Annotated in this window: 7 protein-coding genes and 2 pseudogenes; 3 read left to right on the top strand and 6 right to left on the bottom strand. The window is 39.4% G+C overall.

Annotated elements, in window-relative coordinates; all coding sequences use genetic code 11:
* Window positions 1-260: adenine deaminase C-terminal domain-containing protein (locus AB7E63_RS03510; RefSeq protein WP_428418724.1), on the top strand; the 260-nt coding region annotated here is incomplete at its 5' end.
* Here the strand turns inward: AB7E63_RS03510 and AB7E63_RS03505 are convergent.
* Window positions 257-439, bottom strand: a complete 183-nt coding sequence (locus tag AB7E63_RS03505; protein WP_006340444.1) for a hypothetical protein — start codon at window positions 437-439, stop codon at window positions 257-259. The genes AB7E63_RS03510 and AB7E63_RS03505 overlap by 4 nt on opposite strands.
* A gap of 433 nt (window positions 440-872) precedes the next feature.
* Between AB7E63_RS03505 and AB7E63_RS03500 the strand changes: the two genes are divergently transcribed.
* Complete coding sequence (locus AB7E63_RS03500; RefSeq protein WP_013925711.1) at window positions 873-1181, top strand: hypothetical protein; 309 nt, start codon at window positions 873-875, stop codon at window positions 1179-1181.
* 83 nt (window positions 1182-1264) lie between these two features.
* On the opposite strand, the pseudogene AB7E63_RS03495 reads toward AB7E63_RS03500, so the two are convergent.
* Window positions 1265-1970: pseudogene (locus AB7E63_RS03495) on the bottom strand (transposase); the annotation flags it as partial.
* A gap of 100 nt (window positions 1971-2070) precedes the next feature.
* Between AB7E63_RS03495 and AB7E63_RS03490 the strand changes: the two are divergent.
* Window positions 2071-2504: pseudogene (locus AB7E63_RS03490) on the top strand (transposase); the annotation flags it as partial.
* Window positions 2505-2511: 7 nt separating this feature from the next.
* Here the strand turns inward: AB7E63_RS03490 and AB7E63_RS03485 are convergent.
* The 4 genes from AB7E63_RS03485 to AB7E63_RS03470 form a co-directional block, all read right to left on the bottom strand.
* Window positions 2512-2853, bottom strand: a complete 342-nt coding sequence (locus AB7E63_RS03485; protein ID WP_036745951.1) for a hypothetical protein — start codon at window positions 2851-2853, stop codon at window positions 2512-2514.
* A 552-nt stretch (window positions 2854-3405) separates the two neighbouring features.
* Window positions 3406-3597 (bottom strand): hypothetical protein, encoded by a 192-nt coding sequence (locus tag AB7E63_RS03480; RefSeq protein WP_080502580.1) that lies wholly within the window; start codon window positions 3595-3597, stop codon window positions 3406-3408.
* 31 nt (window positions 3598-3628) lie between these two features.
* Window positions 3629-5794, bottom strand: coding sequence for an ATP-dependent helicase (locus AB7E63_RS03475; RefSeq protein WP_006340436.1), 2166 nt, complete (start codon window positions 5792-5794; stop codon window positions 3629-3631).
* A 72-nt stretch (window positions 5795-5866) separates the two neighbouring features.
* Complete coding sequence (locus AB7E63_RS03470; RefSeq protein WP_006340435.1) at window positions 5867-9472, bottom strand: bifunctional proline dehydrogenase/L-glutamate gamma-semialdehyde dehydrogenase; 3606 nt, start codon at window positions 9470-9472, stop codon at window positions 5867-5869.
* Window positions 9473-9530 lie beyond the last annotated feature (58 nt).

The raw sequence follows: 9530 nt of genomic DNA, 5'->3' as shown, positions 1-9530 counted from the left end.
ATCAGGATTCGGTCGATGTTTTACCGCTCCCTATTGCCGGAATTATGAGTCATCAAGATGGCTATCAGGTAGATAAAAGTTATGCACAATTAGATGAAAAAGTGAAACAACTTGGAAGTCCCTTGCATGCACCTTTTATGACACTCTCCTTTATGGCCCTTTTGGTCATTCCCTCTTTAAAATTGAGTGACAAGGGGCTGTTTGATGGAACAGCCTTTAAATTTACATCCTTAGGGCTGGATACTGCTATCAAAACTTAGGGCGTTATTTTTCCTGGTAAACCAACCTTTTCCTTGCCCTTTTCTGAGGTCTTTGGAAAAAAATGGTGATTAATAGCTAGGCAAAGCTTTTGTGTAATTTTATCTAAACGATGATTGACTGCCAGTGAGAGGAATTTTGGATAATTTTCTTTAGGAATTTCATTCCAATCAACAGTCATTTCGACTTGTGAAGGTTGTTGTTGCTCGGATATGGTTTCTAATCTTTCTGCGGCAAATAAGCAAGGTATAAAAAAATCTTCTATTTTGTAGCGATTGCCTAATGAATAAGCTGAATAATCATTATTTTATTCAGGTCCTTATTGTGTTTTAAGATTTCATTTGCCCGATCAAGACCGTAAGCAAGCATGTCACTTATGAAAAGGTTTTGTGATATGGTTAAAAATTCAAAAAGCATTTCTAAATTTCCATTAAAAGCACTTGTCTTGCTCTCATAAATGACTAATTGAATTCGGGCGCTTTGCGTCAGAAAACAAGAAGAAACGAAATGAAGGAAAACCAGAGACGTTCAATTTCCTAGGCTTCACACATATATGTGGAAAGACAAGAAAGAATGGAAAGTTTACAATCTGGAGGCAAACGATTAAGAAGAAAATGCATAAGAAACTGGAGGAAGTCAAAGATGAACTCAAGAAACGTATGCATGAACCTATCCAATGCACCGGTAAATGGCTAAAGGCTGTAGCAACAGGACACTTTAGATACTATGGAGTACCTGGAAGCTATGAGGCTATGAACGATTTTGGACATTTAATAGCGCAGAAATGGAAACAATCTCTTAAAAGAAGAAGCCAGAAAGCTGCTATTACATGGGAGAAAATGACTAAGCTGATGGACCGATGGATACATTTACCGCGAATCTGTCATAAATATCCGAGCGAACGATTTGGTGTCACTATCTGAGGGAAGAGCCGTATGCGGTAATTCTGCACGTACGGATCTGTGCGGGGGATATTCCTACCGCGACCACTCATAGCTTTCTCACGTAAAATTTTTAGTTCTCGAAAAGCCATTTGATTTGCTATCAAAATAAGCTTGTATTTCAAAGCAAAGTGATTCAATGAGGTCCTAATTTTCAAAAATTCAAGCTTGCAAAAAGACACAATTGATGCAAAAATGTGATTCTTTTGAGCGCGAACCACCTTTGTTGGTGACTTCTCAAGGCTTGCGTTTTGCTTTATCGATTTGTGATACTCCTCTATTCGCCTCCTTTTTTGGTAGACTTCATAAATTCGGTCAGCATCGCTGTCTAAATCGTTTGTAACAATGTCTTTTTTCTTTTCTTGTTTTTACATCGCAAAAATGCAAGTCTTTGCTAATAACTTCATAGCCTATTGGAAGAGCTATTTCAACATAACCAACCAGGCATGATAAAATGTTTATCCCTTTAACGCAGCGTCCTTTTGCATGAGAAAAGAGCCAGCTGACGATTTCGTTCTCATCTGTATAAGGCTTCTCCTCAATTGCATCATCGATGATCAATACTCCTCCTTTTGTTTGCTCATGCCTACGCACATCTGCTTTGACATATTGCCATAAATCTTTTGACCCGTAGTCATTGCGATTTAAAAATCTTGTAATCTGGTCATGACTAATCTCTCCTTCCAAAAGGTTTGAAAGTCCAATAGCTGTTGCATGTTGGTTTTGACAAATCAGATAGTCAGTATAGATATCTAGAATGTCTTGAGGCATTTTTCTTCCATTTTTCAGAAAGAAATTTATACTTTCAAAACACTCTTTTCAATCTTTAATGCGTAAGGTGAGTAAATAAATTCCATCATTTTAAGAAGGTTATTTTTTGAAAAGTGGTTGTCAGTGGTGTATGTTACCCAAAGAGTCGTCTAAATGGGAACTTTGCTATTATTATTTTAGTCCATGGAATCAAAAAGATTATCATAACTCTGAAAATATCCTCGAGTAAGTTTTAAAAAAAATGGTTGGAGAGGTCGTCAAAACAGTGGTCGGAAAGAGAAAACCAGTTTTATAATAATTGATGCACAAAACATTAAGTATACGGATATAGCTGAAAATAGAGGATATGATGTCGGAAAAAAGATCATAGGCATAAAACGTACATAGCCCCGTAGACACTCAAGGATTACCTCATGTAATTCATATAACCACAGCTGGCTGGAAAAATGCAGAAGGTTATGGAAAAACTGCGAGAGAAAGCTTAATACCAGCTTAAATCTGGCCTTTGTAGTTCTTCCTTTAAAAAGATTTTAAATGGGTTCTAAGACATTACACGGAATGATTTTTTAAAAAGAAGCAAGATATTTAAAAAAACAAGAAGGGAGCCCATATTTAACATCTCATCCATGTTAATTTTTGCGTTAAGACACGCCTCAGCTTCTTGCTTAAACTCAAACATAGTTTTAATGAGTTTGGAGTTGTCTGAACGATTAGCATATTTCTTCATCTTTTCAGCAAGATTTTGCAATTTTACCGCGTAGACAATATCGCCAATTGTTATCGGAGGAGCTGCTTGGATCGGTAGTGTACTTAGCGAAAAAGAAACAGCTGTACAGAATAAACATACCCTGTTAACAGAAAGAGAACGGAAAAAATCAACCATTGTACAGCCTTTCGTTTTTGGTTTTCTTCGGTGGATTTCATTTTATTTAAAAAATCATAAATAGGAAAAGATAGGGCGTATGAGAATACAATCGACTCAGCGATAATGCCGGCTAGTTTCATTGCATATATAAGAAAAAAATTCATTTGCATCTTTATTTTTTTTAAAATTTTAACGATATATTAGTCTGAAATAAGGAACAAAGAGTATTTGTAGCATGTTTCGCAATTAAATAGGGCATTTCTAACAATTGAAGAACGTCCATCTCTTTGATAGTGTTATCGTTATTACCGATAGAAAAGTGCTCGATAAGCAAATCCGCAATACGATTAAGCATTTGTCCAGGTGTGGAATTGCCCCTATAAAAACGGACCATTAGCCCGCTATTTTTAACAGTAATTCCCGCCAGAAACAAAATAACATGTCAATTTTAGAAGAATTAATTTTTTTACAAGGTAAACCCATAAGCTCTTTTGAAGCCTGTTTTTGAAGATCGAGGAATTTGCTAAAGAACACAAAATACAATCAAACCTACGGGAACACGACTTGCAATTATGAGATATTCAACTGGTATCTGACAGCTATACGCCGATAAAGATCTTCCCATGATTCAAATGTCATGTACTGAATCAGTACCCTGATCGTTTCACATAACACTCGAAAATCACCTAATCGTTGTCTTACATAATTTTCAATCAAAAGGCTATATTGAGGTGTCACTAAACTATAATCAAGAGCAGTCATATCAGTCCCTTTTAATGTATTAAACACGCTATTATAATTTTTTCAGCTTAGCATATTTTGCGACAAGCGTTCTTTCGCGGTTATCTTTAACAAAGAAGATCTGGTAAGTAAGTCCTATAGAGCCTTGGTAAGATTTGTTGATTTTTCCTACTCCAAACTCCTTGTGGAATATTGTGTCACCTGTTTCAAGGGATTCAGGTTCTTCTACAGCAATAACAGGTTCAACCATTTTATATTCTGGTATGGGCGGCCGGTAACTGTCGGGTCGTCGGTTTAAGATTATTTTTTCAATAAAATTGGGTGGAATTTCACTTAAAAAGCGACTGGCACGCTGAGAGCGTATGGTTCCCCATAAATGGCGATTGCGTGCAAAAGTCAGGTATAAATATTCTTTGGCTCGAGTCATTCCCACGTAGCACAAGCGGCGTTCTTCTTCGAGTGCATCAAAATTTCCTCTCGAATTGGCATGGGGGAATAAATCCTCTTCCATGCCAGCTAAAAATACAGCAGTAAATTCAAGCCCTTTTCCGTTGTGAATAGTCATGAGATTGACCCGATTTTTAGAGTGATGGGTGTCATCGATGGTGGATTTAAGAGATAGCTCCTCTAAAAAGGCGGATAAGGAGGGTTCAGGTGTTGAGGTTTCCCATTCATTTGCTTTTGAAACAAGTTCCTCTAAGTTGGCTTTACGATCTTGGAAGGTTTCTGCATCTTCTTTTAGTAGACCTAAGTAGCCGCTTTCTTTAATGGCTGCTTCCACACCTTCTTGAATGGTTCCTTTTGCCGAAATTTCTTGTAAACGAGCAATTACTTGTAAATATTCTTTAAGTCCTTCCTGTTGTTTTTGATTCAATTTAAAGATAAAAGGAAGGGGCTGTTGCTCAATGAGTGCTTGGGCAAAACTTAGAATAGACATCCGATTTTTTTGAGCATGTACGCGGATTTTTTCCAGTGTGGTATCGCCAATGCCCCGTTTGGGAAGATTGATTGTTCGGGCAAAGGAGACATAATCGCTAGCTTCATTTGCGATACGTAGAAAAGCTAAAATGTCTTTGATTTCTTTTCTTTGATAGAATGAAACACCGCCGACAATTACATAAGGGATATCATTATGTAAAAAAGTATCCTCAAATACACGCGATTGGAAGTTTGTCCGATAAAAAACCACCATTTCGTTATAAGGAATACCCTGTTCGTGATAATTTTGGATTCTTTCTGCGATAAATCCCGCTTCGAACCTTTCTGTTTCAGCTGGAAATAGTTTGATTTTTTCTCCAGCACCTCGATCACTCCACAAGGATTTTTTAAGGCGATTTTGGTTATTGTCAATTAAGGCGTTAGAGGCATCCAAAATATTGCTACGGCTGCGATAGTTTTGCTCAAGATGGATCACCTGTGCGCCCGGAAAGTCTTTTTCAAAATTTAGGATATTATAAATTTTAGCTCCACGCCAAGAGTAGATCGACTGATCTGGATCCCCCACAACAAAAAGATTATGCGTTTTTTCTACAAGGTGGGTGACCATGGCATATTGCGCATCATTTGTATCTTGATATTCATCGATTAATAGAAATTGCCAACGATTTTGGTAATAGGCCAGTATCTCTGGGTATTCCCGAAAAAGGCGAACTGTTAAGTAGAGGAGATCATCAAAATCGAGTGCATTGTATTCACTCATGCGGCGTTGATAAGCAGCGTAGACTTTTTGGAAATGGAGCTCCGCATTTGATTCAGCGTCAAAATCATTAATTTGATCGGGATTTTTTAGAGCATTCTTTGCTTGAGAAATTAAGTGCTTAAAAGCTTTGGGTTCAAGTTTTTTGTCGGAAATGTGCAATTCTTCCATGCAATTTTTGATGACCTTCAAAACATCTTCTTCATCGTAAATCACAAAATTGCGGGAATAATGAGGGAAAGCATGAATAGATTCGCGTAAAATGCGTGCACCCAAGCTATGAAAAGTGCTAATTAAAACAGAATGAAAAGTGAGCTCTTTGACTCGATTTTGCATTTCGCTGGCAGCTTTGTTGGTAAAAGTCACAGCCAAAATTTGGGAAGGAGGAATGCCTTCATCAATTAAATGCGCAATTCTTTGCGTCACAACGCGTGTTTTTCCTGATCCAGCACCCGCAAGCACTAAAAAAGGACCCTCTAAAGCTTGAATAGCGCGAACTTGCTGATCATTAAGATTTTTCATAATATCCTTTTTTCCACGAAGTCGTCAAAGACTAAAAACTGAGAAACAATTTTCGCAGAAAAGGGATATTATTTAAACCTGGAATTCACGATCTCCTAAATTCCCATAACGATGATAATTTATGCTAAATGCCACTTCGCGAAGATATTTGATTAACTCTAAATATCCTTTTGCTAAAACAGGAGATACAACCAAGCTAAAGCTATTCTTTGCTAGCATTTCAAGTAAAGCAGGCGTACTTGAAGAAAGCAGTCGGATCCGTCCGTCTTGAGTTTCTGAAATTCGGTGGATAAAGTTTTCTTCCGCTTCTATTTTTAAAGTGAGCAGAGAGAAGTGTTTGATCCAATCCGCTTGGATTAACATCCCGAGTTGTTTTTGATCTCCACTGATTTCAAGAGGAGTTCCACAGATATGTGCCGCAGCCATGACAAGTAGACCATCCACATAGTCGTCTGCATCCTGAATTCTAAAAAACATTTTTGGATAGGGGGTATAATGCAGAAGATTGTCTTGTCCTAGAATTTTAGAAGGGTCATGGTCTCGGCTAAAATAGGTGGTCCATGATTGTTGATAGTCTGTGATAGCCGCCTTCCAGCGGGTCACTTGCTCCTGGGAAAATCCTGATTTTTCGAGATGCTCCACTATTTCAGCGGTGAAGGCCGGAGTTTGACCGTGGTTTTCAGGAAGGTTTTTTTGCTCTGCATGCATAAATTGTGTGAGTGTATGGGGACCGCCGGCTTTAATGCTAGGTCCAAAGCTACTTTGCTTACATCCACCAAAAGGTTGCCTTTGAACGATGGCGCCTGTAATGGTGCGGTTGATATAGCAGTTTCCTGCTTGAATATGCTGCTTCCAGTAGTTTTGCTCACGTTCGTCTAAAGAATGCAGACCCGCTGTTAACCCATAAGAAGTCCCATTGGCCAGCTCTAAAGCATGTTTGAGATTTTCTGCTCGCATGATTCCTAAAACAGGACCGAAGAGTTCGGTTGTATAAGTAAAACTTCCCTTTGTGACGCCGATTTTGATCCCAGGACTCCAAAGATGGGGATTTTCAGGATCTTGCTTGGGTGCAAGCAGCCACTCTTCCCCTTCTTCGAGCGTGGTTAATCCCTTTAAAAGATGTTCATTTGGAGGACGAATTAAAGGATTGATGCGTGTTGAGAGATTCCAGGGAGATCCAACCGGCAAACTTGCGACTGCATCGCAAAGTTGAGCTCGGAATAGTGGATCATCGTAGACTTCTGCTTCCAAAATAGCTAAGCTGCAGGCGCTGCATTTTTGTCCCGCATGCGAAAAGGCGGAATGCATGAGGTCTTTAATGGCGAGATCACGATCAGCTAAACTTGTAATGATTAAGGTGTTTTTTCCTCCCGTTTCAGCCACCAAATTCATTCCAGGTCTTAGCTTAAGTAAGTGTTTGGCCGTTGCTGTAGCGCCTGTTAAGACGATGGTGGAAACACGAGGATCTTTCACGAGCTCACTTGCAACCGGATCATCTTGGCAGGGAATAAATTGTAAAACTTGTGGATCAATTCCGGCTTCCCACAAGATCTGTGCTAGCGTATAACCCACCAATACGGCTTCAAGGGCAGGTTTAAAAAGTACACAGTTTCCAGTAACGAGAGCAGCGACAATGCCACCCGTTGGGATAGAACAAGGGAAATTCCAAGGTGGGATAACCACTACAATTCCCTTTGGAGACCACGAGATATCTTGAAATAGTCCAAATTTCTCAGCGTTACGTCGATAATATTCAATAAAATCGATGGCTTCCGATATTTCCCCGTCCGCCTCAGCCATTGTTTTGCCCGTTTCAGCAATCATTACCCCGATCAATTTCCCTCTATTAGTGCGGAATGCTTGAGCTACTTTTGCAAGTAGAAGAGAACGATCTTGAAAGGATGTTTCTCGCCATTTTGGATAAGCTTTCAACGCAGCTTCAATCGCTTGATTCACTTGTAAAGAATTAGCTAAGGAATATGTGAATAAAGGTTTGTTAGGATTAGATGGGGCTATTCCGTGTGCTGTTAAATCGGGGTTATTGGTATGTATCATTTCTCCCGCGATCATCAGAGGAACAGGCTCAAAAGAAAAATTTTTCCAATCTTTTGCAATATTTTCTGCCCATTTTGAATTTGTTGGAAGAGACCAGTCGGTATCGGCTTCGTTCAAAAAAGGGGAGATGAGAGGAGGATCCTGCGGTGGGAAAAAACGATTTTGGTTTCGCTTGGGATTAATGCTCACATTTTGCATGGTATGACAAGCGTAGGAGAATAGATTTGCTTGTGCTTGCCAATGCTTTGTTCCGGGGATCATGCTAAAAAGGTAGCGAAGGAAATTCTCTGATGACGTGTTTTCATCTAAGCGGCGGATAAGGTAGGCCACTGCATTCTGAAAATGTTCTTTGTCTGCTACTGGGCAATAAAGCAAAAGATCATTTGTGAGTTCCTTGACAACCCTTGGTAGGGGGGCTCCCATTCCTTCAAGCATTTCAAATTGCATGTAAGGCCAAATATCTTTTTCAGCAGTCAGTACGATGGCGTAGCAGATATCAAAGAGGTTGTGGCTTCCAATTCCAATGTGAACAGATTTTGCATGCTCAGGTTGTGCTGCATAGGTGAGCATCCGCTTAAAGTTCCCATCCGTCTCCAATTTCGTTTGATAAGTTGCGAGAGGCCATCCATGCATGGAGGCATCCACTTTTTCCGCCGCTAGATTTGCACCTTTTACAATACGAATTTTAATGGGGGCTCCTCCATTAGCCGTTCGTCTCAAAGCCCAAACCGTGAGCTCTTGCTGGAGAAGGAAGGAATCAGGAATATAACTCTGTAAAACAATTCCAGCCTTATATTTCAGAAATTCCGGTTCCTCTAGAACTTTTTTAAATAGTTCCACGGTGAGGTATAAATCGCGAAATTCTTCCATATCTAAATTAACAAATTTAGAGGTGCGCATTCCAGTTGGCTGGACATATTGATACTGTTGAGCAGCGCGATAAAGCTTTCTTAAGGTTTGAGCTAAATGATTAAGCGTGCCTTCACGATCGATAAGATTAAGCTGGCTTGAAAGGGTGGAAATTTTAACAGAGATGTATTCAATTTCTGGCTTAGATAGATCTTCAATATACTTTTCTAAACGCTTTTCGGCTTCTTTTTCACCTAAAATGGCCTCTCCCAGGCGATTGAGATTGATACGAATTCCTTCATCTCTTCTTTTTCGAACATGTTTTGAAAGAGTACTCCATTCACCAGGAAGAACAACGGCAGCTGTTTCTTTTCTTAATGCTCTTTTTGTGAGAGGTACAGCGATACTTGGAATTTTATTTGCGACCCATTTAAAAGCGTGTAGTTGAAACTGTTTATCATAAGAAAGATAAGAAGGAACCCCGTATTTGTTAAGCAGGTATAAAAGTTGATCTGCAACGCGCGTGACTTTAGAGCTACGGAAGCATTGATCTGTCATATGGATAGTAAAAAGTTTACCTGACGGATCATTCATCATGCGGGCGAGCTGAGCCTGAATCCGTCTTTCTTTATTGGAAATCGTTCGACGCGCTTCTTTTTGAATCAACGTGGCGAGTTCAATGGCGAGCTCACGTCGCTCTTCGACTGTTAGCGATTTGCCTTTGAGATCCTGAATAATTTTTTTGGATTGTGTGATGTAACGAGAGCCTTCCATGAATCTCTTCCTTCATGAGCTAATCCACAAATGGGAAAGTTGTTGCTAAGATATTATA

The sequence above is a fragment of the Parachlamydia sp. genome (assembly GCF_050255895.1).
Taxonomy (GTDB): domain Bacteria; phylum Chlamydiota; class Chlamydiia; order Chlamydiales; family Parachlamydiaceae; genus Parachlamydia; species Parachlamydia acanthamoebae.
Note: the sequence above shows the minus strand (reverse complement) of the source record. Positions and strands in the feature narration are given on the sequence as shown.

What these genes read in the sequence shown, in the direction of transcription:
- AB7E63_RS03505 (WP_006340444.1), bottom strand. Translation starts at nt 439, where the DNA reads ATGACTGTTGATTGGAATGAAATTCCTAAAGAAAATTATCCAAAATTC.
- AB7E63_RS03500 (WP_013925711.1), top strand. Translation starts at nt 873, where the DNA reads ATGCATAAGAAACTGGAGGAAGTCAAAGATGAACTCAAGAAACGTATG.
- AB7E63_RS03485 (WP_036745951.1), bottom strand. Translation starts at nt 2,853, where the DNA reads ATGGTTGATTTTTTCCGTTCTCTTTCTGTTAACAGGGTATGTTTATTC.
- AB7E63_RS03480 (WP_080502580.1), bottom strand. Translation starts at nt 3,597, where the DNA reads ATGACTGCTCTTGATTATAGTTTAGTGACACCTCAATATAGCCTTTTG.
- AB7E63_RS03475 (WP_006340436.1), bottom strand. Translation starts at nt 5,794, where the DNA reads ATGAAAAATCTTAATGATCAGCAAGTTCGCGCTATTCAAGCTTTAGAG.
- AB7E63_RS03470 (WP_006340435.1), bottom strand. Translation starts at nt 9,472, where the DNA reads ATGGAAGGCTCTCGTTACATCACACAATCCAAAAAAATTATTCAGGAT.